Source organism: Xanthomonas graminis pv. graminis, assembly GCF_030168915.1.
GTDB lineage: Bacteria > Pseudomonadota > Gammaproteobacteria > Xanthomonadales > Xanthomonadaceae > Xanthomonas_A > Xanthomonas_A translucens.
In genome coordinates this window covers 1,736,756-1,753,425 of sequence record NZ_CP076255.1, presented here as the reverse complement: position 1 = coordinate 1,753,425, position 16,670 = coordinate 1,736,756, and the positions used below count along the sequence as shown (strand labels likewise).

The 16,670-nt window shown below is 70.1% G+C and carries 14 protein-coding genes and 1 pseudogene; 3 read left to right on the top strand and 12 right to left on the bottom strand.

What is annotated here, in order from left to right; genetic code table 11:
- Positions 1-51 precede the first annotated feature (51 nt).
- From KHF85_RS07600 to prmB, 11 genes and pseudogenes are all read right to left on the bottom strand, one after another.
- Positions 52-1,881: an ABC transporter ATP-binding protein gene (locus tag KHF85_RS07600; RefSeq protein WP_284569105.1), complete on the bottom strand. Its 1,830-nt coding sequence runs from the start codon at positions 1,879-1,881 to the stop codon at positions 52-54.
- A 99-nt stretch (positions 1,882-1,980) separates the two neighbouring features.
- The gene (locus KHF85_RS07595) at positions 1,981-2,220 is read right to left on the bottom strand and encodes a helix-turn-helix domain-containing protein (RefSeq protein WP_284569104.1); all 240 of its coding nucleotides are present in this window, start codon (positions 2,218-2,220) and stop codon (positions 1,981-1,983) included.
- 121 nt (positions 2,221-2,341) lie between these two features.
- Positions 2,342-2,689: a toxic anion resistance protein gene (locus tag KHF85_RS07590; protein WP_284569103.1), complete on the bottom strand. Its 348-nt coding sequence runs from the start codon at positions 2,687-2,689 to the stop codon at positions 2,342-2,344.
- A gap of 176 nt (positions 2,690-2,865) precedes the next feature.
- The gene (locus KHF85_RS07585; RefSeq protein WP_003475513.1) at positions 2,866-3,528 is read right to left on the bottom strand and encodes a phosphoribosylanthranilate isomerase; all 663 of its coding nucleotides are present in this window, start codon (positions 3,526-3,528) and stop codon (positions 2,866-2,868) included.
- Positions 3,525-4,298, bottom strand: coding sequence for a tRNA pseudouridine(38-40) synthase TruA (gene truA, locus KHF85_RS07580; protein ID WP_284569102.1), 774 nt, complete (start codon positions 4,296-4,298; stop codon positions 3,525-3,527). Before truA ends, KHF85_RS07585 begins: the two co-directional genes overlap by 4 nt.
- Before the next feature lie 308 nt (positions 4,299-4,606).
- Positions 4,607-4,717: a FimV/HubP family polar landmark protein gene (locus KHF85_RS20615; protein WP_284569502.1), complete on the bottom strand. Its 111-nt coding sequence runs from the start codon at positions 4,715-4,717 to the stop codon at positions 4,607-4,609.
- A gap of 1,054 nt (positions 4,718-5,771) precedes the next feature.
- Positions 5,772-6,590, bottom strand: a pseudogene (locus tag KHF85_RS20720) (type IV pilus assembly protein FimV); the annotation flags it as partial.
- Positions 6,591-7,134: 544 nt separating this feature from the next.
- The gene (locus tag KHF85_RS07565) at positions 7,135-8,160 is read right to left on the bottom strand and encodes an aspartate-semialdehyde dehydrogenase (RefSeq protein ID WP_284569101.1); all 1,026 of its coding nucleotides are present in this window, start codon (positions 8,158-8,160) and stop codon (positions 7,135-7,137) included.
- 100 nt (positions 8,161-8,260) lie between these two features.
- A complete protein-coding gene (locus KHF85_RS07560) occupies positions 8,261-9,298 on the bottom strand; it encodes a 2-hydroxyacid dehydrogenase (protein ID WP_284569100.1) in 1,038 nt (345 codons plus the stop codon).
- Complete coding sequence (gene aroC / locus KHF85_RS07555; protein ID WP_284569099.1) at positions 9,291-10,394, bottom strand: chorismate synthase; 1,104 nt, start codon at positions 10,392-10,394, stop codon at positions 9,291-9,293. The genes KHF85_RS07560 and aroC overlap by 8 nt, the downstream gene beginning before the upstream one ends.
- Before the next feature lie 10 nt (positions 10,395-10,404).
- On the bottom strand, positions 10,405-11,331 hold the full coding sequence (gene prmB, locus KHF85_RS07550; protein WP_284569098.1) for a 50S ribosomal protein L3 N(5)-glutamine methyltransferase: 927 nt from the start codon (positions 11,329-11,331) through the stop codon (positions 10,405-10,407).
- A 79-nt stretch (positions 11,332-11,410) separates the two neighbouring features.
- Here prmB and KHF85_RS07545 point away from each other — a divergent pair, with 79 nt between their 5' ends.
- Both KHF85_RS07545 and asd read left to right on the top strand, forming a co-directional pair.
- Entirely contained in the window at positions 11,411-12,058 is a 648-nt protein-coding gene (locus KHF85_RS07545) for an SCO family protein (RefSeq protein ID WP_284569097.1), read from the top strand.
- Positions 12,055-12,903, top strand: a complete 849-nt coding sequence (asd, locus tag KHF85_RS07540; RefSeq protein ID WP_284569096.1) for an archaetidylserine decarboxylase — start codon at positions 12,055-12,057, stop codon at positions 12,901-12,903. The genes KHF85_RS07545 and asd overlap by 4 nt, the downstream gene beginning before the upstream one ends.
- Positions 12,904-13,265: 362 nt before the next feature.
- Here the strand turns inward: asd and KHF85_RS07530 are convergent, their stop codons facing one another.
- Positions 13,266-14,864 (bottom strand): transglycosylase SLT domain-containing protein, encoded by a 1,599-nt coding sequence (locus tag KHF85_RS07530; protein ID WP_284569095.1) that lies wholly within the window; start codon positions 14,862-14,864, stop codon positions 13,266-13,268.
- A 186-nt stretch (positions 14,865-15,050) separates the two neighbouring features.
- Here KHF85_RS07530 and KHF85_RS07525 point away from each other — a divergent pair, with 186 nt between their 5' ends.
- Positions 15,051-16,556, top strand: a complete 1,506-nt coding sequence (locus KHF85_RS07525) for a helicase HerA-like domain-containing protein (protein ID WP_284569094.1) — start codon at positions 15,051-15,053, stop codon at positions 16,554-16,556.
- Positions 16,557-16,670: the final 114 nt, after the last annotated feature.

The window sequence follows — 16,670 nt, the reverse complement described above, 5'->3', positions numbered from 1 at the left end:
GCCGGGGCCCACGGTTTGCGCAGCAAACTGTGGGGCGATAGCGCGAATGCGCTAGCGCGCTCCTACGAATCCGCCGGTCTGCCGCGCCCACAGCCGCGCGTACAGGCCGCCGTGCGCGATCAGTTCGGCATGGGTGCCGCTTTCGACGACCGCGCCCTGGTCCATCACCACCAAGCGGTCCATGCGCGCGATGGTCGAGAGCCGGTGCGCGATCGCGATCACCGTCTTGCCCGCCATCAATTCGTCCAGGCTGTCCTGGATCGCCGCTTCCACTTCCGAATCCAGCGCCGAGGTGGCTTCGTCCAGCACCAGGATCGGCGCGTCCTTCAGCAGCACACGGGCGATGGCGATGCGCTGGCGCTGGCCGCCAGACAGCTTGACCCCGCGTTCGCCGACATGCGCGTCGTAGCCGCTGCGGCCTTCGCCATCGCGCAGCGCGTCGATGAAGCCGTCGGCGCGCGCCTTGCGCACCGCCGCCAGCAATTGCGCCTCGCTGGCATCGGGGCGGCCGTACAGCAGGTTGTCGCGGATCGAGCGGTGCAGCAGCGAGGTGTCCTGGGTGACCAGGCCGATCTGCCCGCGCAGGCTTTCCTGGGTCACCGTGGCGATGTCCTGGCCGTCGATCAGGATGCGCCCGCTCTCCAGGTCGTACAGCCGCAGCAGCACATTGACCAGGGTCGATTTGCCGGCGCCCGACGGCCCGACCAGGCCGATCTTCTCGCCCGGGCGCACCTGCAGGTCGAGCCCGGCGATGACCCCGCCGCGCTTGCCGTAATGGAAATGGATGTGCTCGAAACGCACCTCGCCGCGGCTGACCTGCAGCGCCTGCGCATTGGCACGGTCCTGCACCTGGATCGGCTGGGCCACGCTCTCCATGCCGTCCTGCACCGTGCCGATGTCCTCGAAGATGCCGTTCACCACCCACATGATCCAGCCGGACATGTTGTGGATGCGGATCACCAGCCCGGTGGCCAGGGTGATCGCGCCGACGCTGATCCGCCCCTGGCTCCACAGCCACATCGCCAATGCGCAGGTGCCGACGATCAGGAAGCCGTTCAACGCGGCGATCGAGGAATCCATGGCGGTAGTCATCCGGGTCTGCCCGCAGTGCTTGACCGCCAGCTCCTGGATCGACTCGCGCACGTAGGCCTCCTCTCGCCGCGCATGCGCGAACAGCTTCAGCGTGGCGATGTTGGTATAGCCGTCGACGATCCGGCCCATCGCCTTGGAGCGCGCCTCCGAGGCGATCCACGCACGCTGCTGCAAGCGCGGCACGAAGTACGCCATCAGTGCCACGTAGGCGACCAGCCAGCCGATCAACGGCAGCATCAGCCGCGCGTCGGCCTGCGCGAACAGGTACAGCGCGGTGCCGGTATAGACCAGGATGTACCACAGCGCATCGACCATCTGCACCGCCGACTCGCGCAGCGAGGTGCCGGTCTGCATGACCCGGTTGGCGATGCGTCCGGCGAAATCGTTCTGGAAGAAATTCAGGCTCTGCCGCACCACGTAGCTGTGCATCAGCCAGCGTGTGCGGTTGCTCAGCCCGGGCATGATCGCCTGGTTGACCAGCAGGTTGTGCAGCCCGGTCAGCAGCGGCCGCGCGATCAGGGTGATGGCCGCCATCCACAGCAGTTCGTCGCGATGGCGCGCGAAGAAATCCGGCCCCGGCGCCTCGGCGACCAGATCGACGATGCGGGCGAGGAAATCGAACATCGCCACCTCGACCAGCGCCAGCAGCAATCCGGCCACCAGCGTGGCGGCGAACACCGGCCACACCGGGCGCAGGTAGAACGCATAGAAGCGCCACACCCCGCGCGGCGGCGTGCGCGGATCGATGGCGGGGAACACGGGAATCAGCGACTCGAACCAGCGGAACATTGCGCACCATCCTGTTGCAAGACGCGCAGCGTAGCCGATGGCGGTGTCCTCGCCATGTGCGTTCGCGCCGGGCGCGCAGCGCACGCACGCGTTTGCGCCTTAGGCGAACGGCCCGAAGCCGCTGCGGTACACCGATGGCGCCACGCCCACATGGCGCCGGAACGCGGCCCGGAACGCCTCCAGCGTCTCGAAGCCGCAAGCCGCGGCCACCCGCTCCAGGTCCAGCCGCCCGTCCTCGAGCAAGGCTTTCGCCGCGCGCACCCGCTCCTGCTGCAGCCAATGCGCCGGGTTGGTACCGATCGCCGCCTTGAAACGGCGGTAGAAATTGCGTTCGCTCATCGCCGCGACTGCTGCCGAAGGCGGAGGCCTTCCGGCTTCGGGGTCGCGGCTGAAGCCGCTCCTACAGGGGCTCGCCGGCTGCTGAAAGCCATCGGCCGCTGCGCGCCACCGGCGCGACGCCTCAGCCGGCCGGGGTCGGCGCCGCCAGGCGCTGCTGCAGTTCGTCGCGCAAGCGCGCCAGCTCGACCTCGGCCGCGCGCCGCTGCTGCATGCCGTCGCGATGGATCTCGCGCACCTCTTCCGCCGTAGCGATCAACTGCTCATGCACGTGGCGCAGCGTGTCCATGTCGATCACTGCACGCTGGTTGGCGCGCGCTGTGTTTTCCGAGGTCTGCCGCATCAGTTCGGCGTTGCGACGCGTGATGCCGTTGGTGGCGTCGTCGATGGCGTTGGACAGTGCCGCCGCGTTCTGCTGCTCGCTCAGCGACCGCTGGATCGCGAGCTGACGCTTCCACGACGGGGCAGACAAACAGCCAGGCTCTTTTATCTACAGGACACTGCCACCTGCGGCAGCGACTTCGGTCACGACGGATGTTGTCGAGCGCGCCTGCCGCAACGCACGTCCCTGCCACGCGGTGTGAAGTGCCGAAAAAATACGCTATCTCATGCCCCGCTTGTCGGCGCCGACATCGACTGCGAAGGCGCTCAGCAGTTGCTGTTCAACTCATGGCAGTCGGCGCGGCGCACTTCCTCGACGAACTTGCGCATCTTGTGTCCGTCCTTGATGCCCGGCTGGCTCTCGATGCCGCTGGACACGTCCACGCCCCAGGGCAACGTCGCCACGATCGCGTCGAACACGTTGTCGGAGGTGATGCCGCCGGCAAGCAGGAACGGCCGGTGCAGGCCGGTGGGCAGCCGCGTCCAGTCGAAGGTCTTGCCGGAGCCGCCGCTGCCGCCCGGGGCGTGGCTGTCGAACAGGAAGCCGGCCGCGTTGGGGTACTGCAGCTGCAGGGTGCGCGCGTTGATGTCACCGCCGCCCATCGGCACCGCCTTCAGGTACGGCAGGTTGAAGCCGCGGCAGAAGCCGTCGTCCTCGTCGCCATGGAACTGCAGCAGGGTCGGGCGCACCGTGCGCAGCACTTCGCGCACTTCGTCCTTGGGGTTGTCGCGGAACAGCGCGACCACGTCCACCATCGGCGAGGCAGCCTGGCGCATCGCGCGGGCCTCGGCCGGCGCCACCCGCCGCGGGCTGCCGTGGGCGAACACGAATCCCACCGAATCCACCCCAAGTTCGCCCGCCAGGCGGATGTCGCCGGCGCGGGTCATGCCGCAGAACTTGATGCGGGTGCGATACAGGGTGCGATTCATAGGGTGACCTCGGCCGGTAGCTTCCAGATATCGGGGTAGAGCGGACCGACGAAGACCAATCCCTGCGGCGGCGCAGTCGGGCCGGCGACGCTGCGGTCGCGCCCGGCAAGCAGTTCGCCGATCCAGGAAACCGGCTTGTCGCCTGCTCCCACCATGACTAAGGAGCCTACGATATTGCGCACCATGTGATGAAGGAATGCATTGGCCTGGACCTGGACCTCGACGACCTCGCCGAGCCGGGTCACCGCGATCGCCTGCAGCTCGCGCCGCGCATGCAGCGCCTGGCACTGGATGCTGCGGAATGCGCCGAAATCCTGCTCGCCCAGCAGCGCCTGCGCCGCTTCGTGCATCGCCTCGGCCTGCAGCGGCCGCCGCTCCCAGCTCAGCGTCTGCCGGTACAACGCGGGGCGTACCTGGCGGTTGAGCAGGCGATAGCGGTAGCGCCGCGCGCGCGCCGAGAAGCGCGCATGGAAATCGTCTGCGGCCGGCACGCACCAGCGCACGCACACCGACGCCGGCAAGCGCGCGGTGGCGCCGAGCATCCAGCCGCGCGGCGCGCGCGGCGCATCGCAATCGAAATGCACCACCTGGCATTCGCCATGCACACCGGCGTCGGTGCGCCCGGCGCAGATCACGCTCACCGGCCTGTCGGCCACCGACGACAGTGCCGCCTGCAGCGTCGCCTGCACGCTCGGCCCACCGGATTCGCCGAGCTGTTGCCAGCCCTGGAACTCACTGCCGTCGTATTCCACGCCCAATGCGTAGCGCATCGCACCCTACTCCCTCACGACGCGCAACGCGGGCCGCAGCGGCCATGGCACTGCACTGCGGCATACGCGGGAGCCTGGCGCGATGCGCGGCCGAGCGGCGCTGGCCGAGCGCACAGGCAGCCGTGGCGATGGAGCGACCAGCACGCATGCGCGTGGGGCCGCAACGCTGGCCTGAGGCGCCGGCCGGGACAGCGGCTGGCGGCGTGTCGACGGCATCATCGCAAGCTTGCAAAGGTAGTCGCGCATCGTCGCATTCCCGGTCGCGGCAGCACGGCGGCGGCGCCTGCGCCGCACGCCGCCTGCGCGCATCAGTTCAAGCGGGCCAGCAACTGCTGGGCTTCGGCACGCGCCGCCGGATCGCCGGCGGCCGCCACTTCGACCAGCAGGGTGCGCGCGGTTTCGTTGTCGCCCAGGTCCATGTAGGCCACGGCCAGCTCCAGGCGCTCGCGGCCGATCGGCAGCTGCGTGGGCGCCGGTTCGGGGGCAGGTTCGGCGGCGGCCGGCAGATCGCCTTGATGCCAGGTCGGCTCCTGGCGGTGCGCGAGCACCGGCGCGACTGGCGTCGGCGCCAGTACGGGCGGCGGCTGCCGCCATGGTTCGTCGGCGTCGACCGGCGGCGGCGTGGGCGCGACCTCGGCGTCGGGCCGCAGCGCGAAGTGCAGATGCTCCGCGGCCGGCACGGCGCGGCTGGTCGTCGTGACGCTGCGCCTGCGCGGCCAGTTCGCGCTCGAATGCGTGGTCCTGGGATGCCCGCTCTTCGGCGGCCGCGTCTTCGGCCACTTCGCGCTCATGCTCGTGCTCGTCCAGCGGCGGCAGGTCCGGCGCATCGACGTCGCGATGCGCGACCACCGGCACCGCCGCGGCCAATGCCGCCGTGTCGTAGTCGTGCCGCGGCAGCGGCGGCAACGGCGAGGGCTTGCGGCGGCGTGCCAGCAGCAGCGCGCCCAGGCCCAGCAGCAGCAGCGCCAGCCCGCCCCACAGCCACAACGGCCAGCCGCCGGAGCCCGCCGTCGGCGCGGGCTGCGCCTGCGCCTGGGTCTGCCCGGCCTGCGCCAGGCGCTTCTGCGCCGCGGCCAGGTCGCTGTCCTTCAACGCGATCAGTTGCTGCTGCTGGGCCTTGAGCTTTTCCAGCTGCTCGACCCGCGAGCGCAGATCCTGGACCTCGGCATCGCGTGCCGCGAGATCTTCGCGCGCCTGCTGCAATTGTTGAGTCGCCACCATGTCTCCCTCGTCGCCGGCACCGGTGCCGGACTTGGTTCCCGCGTTGTCGCGTTGCGCCGGCACCGCCGGCGCGATTTCCAGGCGTGCGCCAGACGTTGCCGCCGCGGCCGCGGCCGGCTTGGCGGCCGGCTTGGCGCTGGCTTCTGCCTGCTGCGCCTGCGCCGGCTGCGGCACCGGCGCTCGCGCCTGTCGCCATTGCGCGGCCTGTTCGCGAACGATGGCGGTGGCCGCAGCGGCATCGATGCTGGCCAGCTCTTCCTGCCGCGGCGTGCGCAACACGGCGCCCTGCTTGAGCAGGTTGACGTTGCCGCGGATGAACGCATCCGGATTGGCGCGCAACAGCGCGACCATGGTCTGGTCCAGCGAGTGGCCGCCGCTGCGCGCCAGTTGCCCGGCGATCTGCGACAGGGTCTGCCCGCGCTGCACCGGCGCCAGCGCATCGCCGAGCGCCGCGACCGGCGCTGGCGCGCTGCGCACCGGCGCAGCGGGTGCGGTCGGCGCTGCAGGCGTCGGCGTGCTGGCGGCCGGCGCCGACGGCTCGCGACCCGCGATGCGGTTGGACGGTACCGCGGCGGACGGTGCATCGATCGCCGGCGCGTCGATCGCCGCGGCGGTGTTGGGCGCATCCAGCAACGCCGAATACTCGCGGATCAACCGACCCTGGCCCCAATCGACCTCGATCAGGAAGCTCAGCGACGGCACCTCGACCGGCATGCTGCTGCTGACGCGGATCACCGCGCGGCCCTGGCGGGCCTGCGCGAAGCGGAACTGCAGGCTGCCGACCAGGCCGTCCGGGCGCTGCAGTCCGACCCGGGCGAAGGTCGCCGGCGAAGCAAGCGCCACACGTGCGTTTTCCAGCTCGCCGGGTTCGTTGGAGATCACCGGGATCTCGGCCAGGAACGGCTGACCAGGTTTGGAAAGCACGCGGATGTCGCCCAGCCCCAGCGCCAGCGCGGCCTGGCTGCAGGCCAGCAACAGCAGCGCGCATGCCGCACGCCAAGCGCGGCTCGGGCCGGATGCAGACGCAGCATGGCGACGCAGACGATGGGAACTAGGTGGTTGTAGGCGCATTACGCCTCTGCCCTTGGTGTCATGGCGTGCAATATATATGAAGCCGGGACTCGGGACTGGGGACTCGGGACCCGGAACAGCAAAAGCGAACGGCAAGAGCATGCTCCCTCTTGCCGTTGTACACGGCCTGTCGTCAGTGAAGCCGGGACTCGGGACTCGGGACTGGGGACTGGGGACTGGGGACTGGGGACTCGGGACTCGGGACTCGGGACTCGGAACAGCAAAAGCGAACGGCAAGAGCATGCTCCCTCTTGCCGTTGTACACGGCCTGTCGTCAGTGAAGCCGGGACTCGGGAACGGGGACTCGGGACCCGGAACAGCAATAGCGAACGGCAAGAGCATGCTCCCTCTTGCCGTTGCACACGGTCTGTCGTCAGTGAAGCCGGGACTCGGGAACGGGGACTCGAGACCCGGAACAGCAATAGCGAACGGCAAGAGCATGCCTCTTGCCGTTGCACACGGCCTGTCGCCAATGGCGATCTCCAAGCCCGCGTCGGCCTCCGGGTCCCCAGTCCCCAGTCCCAAGTCCCGAGTCCCGACTGGCTCAGCCTTGCTGCGCCACCAGCTCGGCCAGTTGCACCGCGTTGAGCGCGGCGCCCTTGCGGATGTTGTCGGAGACGATCCACAGGTTCAGCCCGCGCGGATGCGAGATGTCCTCGCGGATGCGGCCGACGTAGACCGCGTCGGTGCCGGAGGCGTGGGTGACCGGGGTCGGATAGCCGCCGGCCTTGCGCTCGTCGACCACTTCCACACCCGGCGCCGCGGCCAGCAGCGCGCGCGCCTGCTCGGCGCTGACCTTGCGCGTGGTCTCGATCGCGACCGCTTCGGAGTGGCCGTAGAACACCGGCACGCGCACCGCGGTCGGGTTCACCTGGATGCTGTCGTCGCCGAGGATCTTGCGCGTCTCCCAGACCAGCTTCATCTCTTCCTTGGTGAAGCCGTTCTCGAGGAAGTCGTCGATGTGCGGGATCAGGTTGAAGGCGATCTGCACCTGGAACTTCTTCGGCTCGATGTCCTGGAACGCCAGCAACTGCGCGGTCTGCTTGCCCAACTCTTCCATGCCCGAACGGCCGCCGCCGGACACCGACTGGTAGGTGGCCACGTTGATGCGCTCGATGTTGTACTCACGATGCAACGGCGCCAGCGCCACCAGCATCTGCATGGTCGAGCAGTTGGGGTTGGCGATGATGCCACGCGGGCGCTGCTTCAGCGCTTCCGGGTTCACTTCCGACACCACCAGCGGCACGTCGTCGTCGTAGCGGAACGCCGAGGAGTTGTCGATCACCACCGCGCCGGCCGCGGCGAACTTCGGCGCGTATTCCTTGGAGATGCCGCCACCGGCGGAGAACAGCGCGATGTCCACGCCGGTCGGGTCGAAGCTGGCCAGGTCGAGCACGGTGACCTTCTGGCCCTTGAACTCGATCTGGCCGCCGGCGGAGCGCTCGGAGGCCAGCGGGTACAGGGTGGCGATGGGGAAATCGCGCTCGGCGAGGATGGCCAGCATGGTTTCGCCGACAGCGCCGGTGGCGCCGACGACGGCGACGTTGAAACGACGGGATTCGTTGCTCATGGGAGATGGTTCGATCGGGTAGGAGAAAGGGGGAACAGCCGCACTGCCAGCTGGATTCGGGGAACCTCCCGAGCGCGCCACTCAGGTCGCCGGAGGTTCCCTATCGTTTTTTGCCCGCGATGCCGCCGTCGCCATTGCCGGCGCCCGCGATCGCATCCAGGTTCAACGCATTCGGCGGACGCCCGGCGTCGGCGCCGAAACCCAGTGCGGCCAGCAGGTTGTCCACCGCCAGCGCCACCATCGCACGGCGGGTGGCGGCGCTGGCGCTGCCGATGTGCGGGGTCAGCACCACGTTGCGCAGCGCCAGCAGCTCCGGGCGCACCGCCGGCTCGCCTTCGTACACGTCCAGCCCGGCCGCGGCCAGGCGCCCGTGCGCGAGCGCATCGGCCAGCGCCAGTTCGTCGATCAGGCCGCCGCGGGCGATGTTCACCACCGTGGCGCCCGGCTTCATTTGCGCCAGCGCGGCGGCATCGAGGATGTGGTGCGACTGCGCCGAATACGGCAGCACCAGCAGCAGGTGATCGGCGCGTGCCAGCAGGGCGTCGAAGCCGACGTACTCGGCGGCGTGCGCGCGCTCCACCTCGGCCGGCAGGCGGCTGCGGTTGTGGTACAGCACGCGCATCGAGAAACCGGCGGCGCGGCGCGCGATGGCCTGGCCGATGCGGCCCATGCCGAGGATGCCAAGGGTGCTGCCGTGCACGTCGGCGCCGAGCATGATCTGGAACGACCACTGCCGCCACTGCCCTTCGCGCAACCAGCGCTCGGACTCGGTGATGCGCCGCGCGGCGGCCATCAGCAAGGCGAAGCCGAGGTCGGCGGTGGTTTCGGTGAGCACGTCCGGCGTGTTGCTGGCGACGATGCCCGCCGCGCTGAGCGCGTCCAGGTCGAGGTTGTTGTAGCCGACGCCGACGTTGGCGATGGCGCGCAGTCGCGGCGCGCCGGCGATCTCGGCCGCGCCGATGCGCTCGTTGAGCGTCACCAGCGCGCCGTCCAGCGGCGCCAGCGCCGCGGCCAGGTCTTGCGGCGAATACTTGGTCACGTCCGCGGTGGTGGTCAGCGCGCAATGTTCGCCGAGCCGTGCGACGACATCGTCGAACAGCGGTTGGCTGACCCACACCCGTGGCCGCGACTCAGCCATCGCCACCGCCGGGGATGTGCGGGGCGACGCTGCCGACGTCGCCGCACTGCGCGCGGTGGCGCAGCGCCTGGTCCATCAGCACCAGCGCCATCATCGCCTCGGCGATCGGGGTGGCGCGGATGCCGACGCAGGGGTCGTGGCGGCCGGTGGTGATGACGTCCACCGTCTGCCCGTCCACGTCCACCGTGGCGCCGGGCAGGCGCAGGCTGGAGGTGGGCTTGAACGCCAGCGAGGCGACGATCGGCTGGCCGGTGGCGATGCCGCCGAGCACGCCGCCGGCATGGTTGGACTGGAAGCCGTCCGGCGCGATCAGGTCACGGTGCTCGGTACCCTTCTGCGCCACCACGGCGAAGCCGTCGCCGATCTCCACGCCCTTGACCGCGTTGATGCTCATCAGCGCCGCGGCCAGTTCGCCGTCGAGCTTGCCGTAGATCGGCTCGCCCCAGCCCGGCGGCACGCCGTCGGCGACCACGGTGACCTTGGCGCCGATCGAATCGCCGGACTTGCGCAGCGCGTCCATGTAGCGTTCCAGCTCCGGCACCTGCGCGGCGTGCGGCCAGAAGAACGCGTTGTCCTCGACCGCGTCCCAGGCGAAGCCCTGCGGCACGACCGGCCCGAGCTGCGCCAGGTAGCCGCGCACGCGCACGCCATAGCGCTGCGCCAGCCACTTCTTGGCGATCACCCCGGCCGCCACGCGCATCGTGGTCTCGCGCGCCGAGGAACGGCCGCCGCCGCGCGGATCGCGGATGCCGTACTTCTGCCAGTAGCTGTAGTCGGCATGGCCCGGGCGGAACTGGCGGGCGATGTCGGTGTAGTCCTTGCTGCGCTGGTCGGTGTTGCGGATCAGCAGGCCGATCGGGGTGCCGGTGGTGCGGCCTTCGTAGACCCCGGACAGGATCTCGATCTCGTCGGCCTCGCGCCGCGCCGAGGTGTGGCGGCTCTTGCCGCTGGCGCGGCGCTGCAGGTCGTGGGCGAATTCGGCCGCGTCCAGTTCCAGCCCAGGCGGGCAGCCGTCGATCACGCAGCCGATCGCCGGCCCGTGCGATTCGCCGAAGGTGGTGACGGTTAGCAGGGTGCCGAAGCTGTTCGCGCTCATGGCCGCCCGCTCACCGGCTCGCCGCCAGATCGGCGATGCGCGCGTGGTGCGCGACCAGCTCGCTGGCCTCCACCGCGAAGATGCCCATCTGCCCGACCTTGAACTCGACCCAGGCGAACTCCACTTGCGGCAGCAGCTGCACCAGCGCGCGCTCGGATTCGCCGACTTCGCAGATCAGCAGGCCGTCCTCGCTGAGGTGCGCCGGCGCGTCGCGCAGGATCTTCAGCGCCAGGTCCAGGCCATCGTCGCCGGCGCGCAGGCCCAGTTCCGGCTCGTGCGCGTATTCGGGCGGCAGCGCGTCGGTCTCGGCGTGGGTGACGTACGGCGGATTGGTCACGATCAGCTCGTAGCGGCGCCCGCCCAGCCCGGCGAACAGGTCGGACTTGACCAGCTCGACGTTGTCGGCCAGCAGCCGCGCCTTGTTTTCGGCGGCCAGGGCCAGCGCGTCGTCGCTGATGTCGACCGCGTCCACCTGCCAGTTCGGGTTGTGGTGGCCCATCGCGATGGCGATGCAGCCCGAGCCGGTGCACAGGTCCAGCGCGCGGCTGACCTCGCGCCCGGCCAGCCACGGCTCGAAGCCGGCCTCGATCAGCTCGGCGATCGGCGAGCGCGGCACCAGCGCGCGCGCATCGCTCTTGAAGCTGAGCCCGGCGAACCAGGCCTCGCCGGTCAGGTAGGCGGCGGGGATGCGCTCGGCGATGCGGCGCTCGAACAGCGCCAGCACCTGCGCCTTTTCCGGCGTGGTCACGCGCGCCCCGCCGTAGGCCGGACCCAGGTCGTGCGGCAGGTGCAGCGCGTGCAGCACCAGTTGCGTGGCCTCGTCCAGGGCGTTGTCGTAGCTGTGGCCGAAGCTCAGTTCGGCCGCATTGAAACGGCTGGTGCCGTAGCGGATCAGGTCGATGATCGTGTGGAGTTCGGCGGCCGCGTCGGCAGTCATGGCAACAGGCAAGGCAATTCGGCCCCCGATTATAGAGGCCCGGCCGCTATCATGAGCGTTCGTTGCAAGGGAAATCAGTATGTTCAACCGCAACTTCGGCATTGTCCTGGTGGTCGCCCTGGCCGCCGGCCTGGGCCTGCTGCTGGCCCAGAAGTACTTCGGCGGCAGCGCTTCGGCGTGGCCCGAGACCCGCAGCGTGCGCCTGTACCCGCAGCCGCGCGCCCTGCCCGACTTCCACCTGCGCCAGTCCGACGGCACACCGCTGGCGCCCGGCGAGCTGAAGGGCCACTGGACGCTGGTGTTCCTGGGCTTCACCGCCTGCCCGGACGTGTGCCCGACCACCCTGGCCGACCTGGCCCGCGCGCAGCAGCAGTGGCAATCGATCCCGGACACGCTGCGCCCGCGGGTGCTGTTCGTCTCGGTCGATCCGGAGCGCGACACCCCGGCGCGGCTGGGCGCCTACGCGCACGGCTTCCACAAGGACACCCTGGCCGCCACCGCCGACGTGCCGGAGCTGGAACGCTTCGCCACCGCGCTGGGCTTCGTGTTCCAGAAGGTGCCCGGCAAGCATTTCCAGGAAAATCCCAACGACTACAGCATGGATCACTCCGCCGCGATCGCCGTGCTCGACCCGCAGGGCCGCCAGGCCGGGCTGATCCGGCCGCCGTTCGAGCCGGCGGCGATCGCCGCCGACCTGCAGGCGCTGACCAAGGCGACCGCGCCATGAGCCTGCTGACCACGCTGACCTACGTGCTGCCGCACCGGCTGCTGTCCTCGCTGGCCCGGCGCCTGGCCTACTCGCCGCGGCCGGGGCTGAAGCAATGGCTGATCGACAGCGTGGTGCGCCGCTTCGGGGTGGACCTGGGCGAGGCCGCCGAACCCGACCCGCGCGCCTACCCGACCTTCAATGCCTTCTTCACCCGCGCGCTGCGGCCCGGCGCGCGCGTCGCCGATCCCGACCCGCAGGCGCTGCTGATGCCGGCCGACGGGCGCATCAGCCAGCTCGGCCCGATCCAGGACGGGCGCATCTTCCAGGCCAAGGGCCAGTCGTTCACCACCGCCGAGCTGCTCGGCGACGACGGCGCGGCCGCGCCGTTCGCCAACGGCCTGTACGCCACCGTGTACCTGTCCCCGCGCGACTACCACCGCGTGCACATGCCCTGGAGCGGCACCCTGCGCGAGACCGTGCACGTGCCGGGACGCCTGTTCAGCGTCGGCCCGGACGCGGTGCGCCACGTGCCGCGGCTGTTCGCGCGCAACGAGCGGCTGGTCTGCCATTTCGATACGGACTTCGGCCCGATGGCCTCGGTGATGGTCGGCGCGCTGCTGGTCAGCGGCGTGGAAACGGTGTGGAGCGGCGTGGAAATCCCGTGCTACGGCGACCGCATCACCCGCAAGGACTGGCGCGGCAAGGGCATCGTGCTGCAGCGGTTCGCGGAGATGGCGCGTTTCAATTACGGTTCGACCGTGATCGTACTGCTGCCGCCGGGCGTGGCGACACTCGACCCGACGCTGGCGGCGGAAACGCCGGTGCGGCTCGGCCAAGCCCTGGCACGGCGGTTGGATCGCTGACGCGCGGCGGCGCGCCAACCTGACGGGCGCACCGCATCCACTGCGGCGCGGCCCGCTTCAACTACGGCTCCACCGTGATCGTACTACTGCCGCCGGGCGTGGCGACACTCGACCCGACGCTGGCGGCGGAAACGCCGGTGCGGCTCGGCCAGGCGCTCGCCAGGCGGCTGCAAGGCTGACGCGCGTAAGGAACCGCAGCGCGCTTCGACCGGCCCCGCGCTTCCTGTAGGAGGGGCTTCAACCCCTCCTGCAAAAACTTCGGCTGCCCCTTGCGGGAGGGACTTCCGTCCCGACGCCTTGCCCGCAGGCAGAACGCGGACCACGCCCGCGTCGATGCCGCGCATCGCTTGCCGCGCAATCGCCTACTTGTCGCAGCCGGCCATCTTCAGCGACTGGCCCGGCTTCAACGCATAACCGGGCGCGCGCAGGCCGTTGGCCTTGGCCAACTGCTTGATGTCGCAGCTGTAGCGGTCGGCGATGCGGCCCAGCGTGTCGCCCTTGGCCACGCGGTAGCTGCGCACCTGCCTGGGCTTGGGCTTGACCGGCGCCGGGCGTCCGGTGGCGATGGTGGTCGGCACGCCGGCCACCGGGGTCACGTCGCCCACCGCCACGTTGCCGGTGGGATCGGTCACCACTGGCGTGTTGCTGCGGATCGCGGCATTGACGTCGGCGGTGATCAGCGCCCGCGCCAGGTCGGCGCGCGGGCCGCTGACGCAATAGCGGTTGTACAGGCCGACGATCTTGGTGGTGGCATTGATGCTGACCCCGGCCGGGATCCAGCCATCGGGTTCGTAGCGCGGGTTGAGGTTGCGCAGCGCGCGCATGTAGCCGTCGCGGGTAGCGTCGCTGCCCAGGCAGATGGTCAGCTCGTAGATCGTGGTGGACTTGGCCAGGCGCAGCGTCGCCGGCTGCGCGTTGATCTTGGGGAACGCCACGCCGTACTGCTGCGGGTGCAGGAAGATCCACGCCGCGGCGATCACCATCGGCACGTAGTCCTTGGTCTCGGCCGGGAACTGGTTGTACACCGAGGCGTCCCAGAAGCTGCGCCCCTGCATCTGGTTGTACACGCGCGCGGCGCGGCCCTCGCCGCCGTTGTAGCCGGCCAGCGACAGCTCGATGCTGCGGTTGAGTTCGGCCATGCGCTCGTTGATGTACACCGCGCTGGCCTCGGCGGCGCTGCGCGCGTCGTAGCGGGTATCGAAGCCGGTGCCGTCCGGGCCAAGCCCGAAGCGGCGCCCGGTGGCCGGCATGAACTGCATCAGCCCGGCGGCGCCGACCCGCGAATTGGCGTGCACGCGACCATTGGATTCCTTGGCGACGATGCCGAACAGCAGCGCCTCCGGCAGCCCGCGCTTTTCCCATTCCGGCCACATGATCGCACGCAGGTTCTGGTAGTTCTCGTAGCTGTTCATCAGCGACGGGCGCATGTCGGTGAGCCAGCGGCGGATGCCGGCCTGCACCGCCGGGTTGTATTCGACCATCGCGTCGAAGGCATGCCGCTGGTCGTTGAGCAGGCTGGCCGCGCGCGCCGCTTCCGGCACATTGGCGGCCAGCGGACGGATGTGGTCCGGATCGGCCTGCAGCGGCGCGGCGTCGTCGTCGGTCGCATCGGCATCGGTCGCCGCGCCCTGCGCGTCGGCCTTGGCCTTGAGCAGGCGCTTGTACGCGCCCAGGTAGGTGCCGACCTCGCAGCCGCGCTGCTTGATGCAGGCGTCGACCACGTCCTCGATGTCCTCCAGCGCCGCGTCGCTTTCCTGGGTGCCCTTGGGGTCGCTGTTGCCGACCAGCACCATCGCGTCGTTGTAGCGCTTCTCGGCCGCCGCCAGGCGCTGGTCGAGGACCGCGATGGCGGCCTTGTCGCGCGCGGAGACGCGTTCGGCGTGGGCAGACGGCGCGGCGCAAGCCAGCGCCAAGGCAGCCACGGCGGGCCATCCATGGGTGATACGGAACGAAAGGGGCATGATGGGACGCAACGACGGAAAGGCCGCAGGGTAGCCGCCGCTGTCACATCGCGGCAAGGTCGGGCAAGGACCGGCACCCCGCCAGCCGGGCGTTCGTTCATCGCTGCAGCCGGGCAAACCCTGCTCATAGCGAGCGGGCGCCGGCGCGAACGCCTAGAATCCGCCCACCTCACCGCGGAGTTGTTCATGGACCCGATCCTGCTGGGCAAAGGCCTGACCGACGACATCGCGGTGCTGCTGCAGCCGCGCCTGGGCAATCGCCACGGCCTGGTCGCCGGCGCCACCGGCACCGGCAAGACCGTGACCCTGATGACCCTGGCCGAGGGCTTCTCGCGGATCGGCGTGCCGGTGTTCATGGCCGACGTGAAGGGCGACGTGGCCGGGCTGGCGGTGGCCGGCGACGGCAGCCAGAACGTGCTGCAGCGCGCCAAGGAGATCGGCGTGGCCGACTACGCCCCGGCCGCCAACCCGGTGGTGTTCTGGGACCTGTACGGGCAGCGCGGCCACCCGGTGCGCACCACCGTCAGCGAGATGGGGCCGACCCTGCTGGCGCGGATCCTGGAACTCAACGACACCCAGGCCGGCGTGCTCGACATCGTGTTCAAGCTGGCCGACGACCGCGGCCTGCTGCTGCTCGACCTGGACGACCTGCGCGCGCTGCTGGCGCTGGTGGTGGAGCAGCGCAAGGACATCTCCACCGAATACGGCCTGGTCAGCGCGCCGTCGGTGGCGGCGATCCAGCGCGCGCTGCTGCGCCTGGCGCAGGACGGCGGCGAAGGCTTCTTCGGCGAGCCGGCGCTGGACCTGGCCGAACTGATGCGGGTCGATAACGACGGCCGCGGCGTGATCGGCATCCTCGCAGCCGCGCAATTGGTGCTCAAGCCGCGCCTGTACTCGACCTTCCTGCTGTGGCTGCTGTCGGAACTGTTCGAGCGGCTGCCGGAAGTGGGCGACCTGGACAAGCCCAAGCTGGTGTTCGTGTTCGACGAGGCGCACCTGCTGTTCGACGACGCGCCGCCGGCGCTGGTGCAGCGCATCGAGCAGGTGGTGCGGCTGATCCGCTCCAAGGGCGTGGGCGTGTACTTCTGCTCGCAGTTCCCCGACGACGTGCCGGACAACATCCTCGGCCAGCTCGGCAACCGCGTGCAGCACGCGCTGCGCGCCTACACCCCGCGCGACCAGAAGGCGGTGCGCACCGCCGCCGAGACCTTCGTCGCCAATCCCAAGCTGGACGTGGCCAAGGCCATTTCCCAGCTCGGCACCGGCGAGGCCCTGGTCTCCACGCTGCAGGACCAGGGCGTGCCGATGCCGGTGCAGCAGACCCTGATCGCGCCGCCACGCTGCCGGATGGGCGCGATCTCCGACGCCGAGCGCGCGCAGGTACGCGCCGCCAGCGTGGTCGGCACCCGCTACGACACCGCGATCAACCGCGACTCGGCGGCGGAAATGCTGGCACGGCGGGTCGAGCAGGTGGCCGAGAAGACTGCGGCACCGGCGGCGCGCACCCGCGAGCAGGACGACGCGCAGGACAGCGGCTTCGGCCAGGCGGTCAAGGACGCGGTGTTCGGCACCAAGCGCCGCCAGGGCATGCTCGAGGCGATGGCCAAGCAGACCTCGCACAGCGTTGGCAACCGCATCGGCCAGCAGATCGTGCGCGGCATCTTCGGCAGCATCTTCGGCGGCAAGCGCTGAGCGTGGCCGATGGCAAGGCCGGTGGTCATTTCAGATCCCGACACAGCACCTGTAGGAGCGGCTTCAGCCGCGACGGGCTTCACCGATGACGCCCGTCGCGACCGATGGCCCGAA

What these genes read in the sequence shown, in the direction of transcription:
- KHF85_RS07600 (WP_284569105.1), bottom strand. Translation starts at nt 1,881, where the DNA reads ATGTTCCGCTGGTTCGAGTCGCTGATTCCCGTGTTCCCCGCCATCGAT.
- KHF85_RS07595 (WP_284569104.1), bottom strand. Translation starts at nt 2,220, where the DNA reads ATGAGCGAACGCAATTTCTACCGCCGTTTCAAGGCGGCGATCGGTACC.
- KHF85_RS07585 (WP_003475513.1), bottom strand. Translation starts at nt 3,528, where the DNA reads ATGAATCGCACCCTGTATCGCACCCGCATCAAGTTCTGCGGCATGACC.
- truA (WP_284569102.1), bottom strand. Translation starts at nt 4,298, where the DNA reads ATGCGCTACGCATTGGGCGTGGAATACGACGGCAGTGAGTTCCAGGGC.
- KHF85_RS20615 (WP_284569502.1), bottom strand. Translation starts at nt 4,717, where the DNA reads ATGGACCTGGGCGACAACGAAACCGCGCGCACCCTGCTGGTCGAAGTG.
- KHF85_RS07565 (WP_284569101.1), bottom strand. Translation starts at nt 8,160, where the DNA reads ATGAGCAACGAATCCCGTCGTTTCAACGTCGCCGTCGTCGGCGCCACC.
- KHF85_RS07560 (WP_284569100.1), bottom strand. Translation starts at nt 9,298, where the DNA reads ATGGCTGAGTCGCGGCCACGGGTGTGGGTCAGCCAACCGCTGTTCGAC.
- aroC (WP_284569099.1), bottom strand. Translation starts at nt 10,394, where the DNA reads ATGAGCGCGAACAGCTTCGGCACCCTGCTAACCGTCACCACCTTCGGC.
- prmB (WP_284569098.1), bottom strand. Translation starts at nt 11,331, where the DNA reads ATGACTGCCGACGCGGCCGCCGAACTCCACACGATCATCGACCTGATC.
- KHF85_RS07545 (WP_284569097.1), top strand. Translation starts at nt 11,411, where the DNA reads ATGTTCAACCGCAACTTCGGCATTGTCCTGGTGGTCGCCCTGGCCGCC.
- asd (WP_284569096.1), top strand. Translation starts at nt 12,055, where the DNA reads ATGAGCCTGCTGACCACGCTGACCTACGTGCTGCCGCACCGGCTGCTG.
- KHF85_RS07530 (WP_284569095.1), bottom strand. Translation starts at nt 14,864, where the DNA reads ATGCCCCTTTCGTTCCGTATCACCCATGGATGGCCCGCCGTGGCTGCC.
- KHF85_RS07525 (WP_284569094.1), top strand. Translation starts at nt 15,051, where the DNA reads ATGGACCCGATCCTGCTGGGCAAAGGCCTGACCGACGACATCGCGGTG.